Consider the following 2253-nt stretch of genomic DNA (forward strand, 5'->3'; position numbering starts at 1 on the left):
ATCCGGGTAGTACCCTGGACCATCACAACATCCCCCATATAGATGGAGATGCCCTCTTGACCTCGCACCTACCTCCAGCACTACCACAGCTCTGGTAATGGGTGATGCGTTGGCTATAGCTCTGCTAGAAGCCCGTGGATTCACCGCTGAAGATTTTGCTTTTTCTCATCCTGGTGGCTCACTTGGTAAACGGCTGCTTCTTAAAGTAAAAGACATCATGCATATTGGCAGACGGGTACCAGAGGTTCCTTTGGGCACACCAATGAGTGATGCCCTGCTGGAAGTGACTCGCAAAGGACTGGGGATGACTGCCATTGTTGATAACCAACGCCATGTCATTGGCATTTTCACTGACGGTGACCTGCGCCGGGCTCTGGACAAGGGCGTTGACCCCAAATCGACACTGATTGATGAAGTGATGACCGGCCACTGCAAAACTATCAACCCTGAAATCCTTGCGGCTGAAGCCCTGAAGATTATGGATGACCGGAAAATTAACGCACTGATCTGCGTGGATGATGACAATGAATTGATTGGTGCCATCAACATGCACGATTTACTGAAAGCAGGCGTAGTATGATCAGCTCTTCACTGCAGTCCGCTGCTGCCCGTGTTCGTTTGGCCGTTTTCGATGTCGACGGCGTTCTCACTGACGGCAAACTGCTTTTTGGTGAGCATGGCGAATCACTCAAAATATTCAACACTCTGGATGGTCATGGCCTGAAAATGCTCAAGCAGTCAGGTGTAAAAACGGCCATTATCACCGGCCGCCGGTCCGTGTTTGTTGAAAAACGAGCTTCTGACCTGGATGTAGATTTTCTCTATCAGGGCCGTGAAGACAAATTAATCGCCCTACAAGAGTTACTTCAGGATGAGGGTCAGGGTTTGAGCCTGGATGAGGTGGCCTACATCGGTGATGATCTGCCCGATCTTCCGGCCATTCGACAGGTTGGTTTTGGTTGTACTGTTCCAAACGGACACTACTACGTTCGTGAACACTCACCCGCCATCACTTCTAATTATGGAGGCGCAGGTGCAGCCAGAGAATTCTGTGACTTCATCCTCGCAGCCAAAGGCAAGCTGGATACTATGCTGGCCAGTTACCTGAAATAGAGTTAAAAACACCTCAAATGTCGCTGTAATGGCTTTCAGTCAGGCATCTATCGGACTCTGGACAGCGACATTTTTATAATTTGAGCACTATTTGACAATAGTAAAAGACAACCTTTTAACTTCATTTCACAAGGACGATAGTCAATGTCTAGCCTTTGAAAACATTCACCTACAGTCTCTGATGATAAAAAAAAATCATGATAGACTCTACTCATTTACTGCGAGAATGCTGTCGCCTGCAAAAACGGGCCACCATTTTCCTGAACAGCCTTCTTTTGTCGGTATCTGATCATGCAGATTCTGACTGGATTGTGACCCGGAGCCAATGACTTGATGCTCAATCGGAACTTAATGCTGGTTGCTTTTCTGATGCTGACATTGGTCGGCATTGGCTATTGGGCTTATGACAGCAACCTCCACGTGGGGGTTCAGGGAAAACAGCCTCTGGTTCGAGAAAACGCTGACTACTATTTCATCGATACCCAAATCACCCAATACAACGAGGAGGGTGAACTGGATTACACATTGATTTCAGACAGCATCACCCATTACCCGCATAACGATACAACATTGTTGCAGGCCCCCCACCTGGAGAACTTCAGCAACCCCCAAAAACCCATGGTTGCCGATGCCCTTTATGGCAAACTGTTACCCGGCAACGAGGATATAGAGCTCTGGGATCAAGTAGTAATGACCCAGACGGACCTTAACAATAGCAGCCAGGTGCGCATAGACACTGATTTTATGACCATATACTCTGATAAGGGACTGGCAGTGACTGATCGACCGGTACTGATCACCAACGACACTGGACGTACACGTGCCATTGGTATGGAGGCTTTCTACATCGAGAGTCTGGTTAAACTCAAGTCTAGGGTAAGAGGATTTCATGAGCCAAAGCCATGAGCAGGCCAAGCGCCTTGATCCAAATCTGCGGTCAGACAGAAAGAGCCGTCGCAGAGGGATTGCACATTACCTGATGCTGGGAGCCATGGTAATGCTTCCAGTCATGGCACAAGCACTGCCATCAGACCGGCAGAAGCCTATCGAGATCGAATCCAACACAGCAGATATCGATAACAAAAAGGGCATCTCCATCTATATGGGGGATGTTGTGATGGTCCAGGGTACTACCCGGAT

Annotated in this window: 3 protein-coding genes and 1 pseudogene; all 4 read left to right on the forward strand. The window is 48.4% G+C overall.

Annotated features, from left to right (window positions below; genetic code table 11):
* Nucleotides 1-40 precede the first annotated feature (40 nt).
* Nucleotides 41-580 (forward strand): annotated as a pseudogene (locus KDK18_RS01350) (KpsF/GutQ family sugar-phosphate isomerase); the annotation flags it as partial.
* On the forward strand, nucleotides 580-1113 hold the full coding sequence (locus KDK18_RS01355; RefSeq protein ID WP_373691131.1) for a KdsC family phosphatase: 534 nt from the start codon (nucleotides 580-582) through the stop codon (nucleotides 1111-1113). The pseudogene KDK18_RS01350 and the gene KDK18_RS01355, both read left to right, overlap by 1 nt.
* Before the next feature lie 333 nt (nucleotides 1114-1446).
* The gene (gene lptC / locus KDK18_RS01360) at nucleotides 1447-2019 is read left to right on the forward strand and encodes an LPS export ABC transporter periplasmic protein LptC (protein WP_257252646.1); all 573 of its coding nucleotides are present in this window, start codon (nucleotides 1447-1449) and stop codon (nucleotides 2017-2019) included.
* Nucleotides 2003-2253, forward strand: a 251-nt coding sequence (locus tag KDK18_RS01365; protein ID WP_306670835.1) for an LptA/OstA family protein, incomplete at its 3' end; no start/stop codon positions are given. The genes lptC and KDK18_RS01365, both read left to right, overlap by 17 nt.

The sequence above is a fragment of the Endozoicomonas sp. SESOKO3 genome (genome assembly GCF_024606255.1).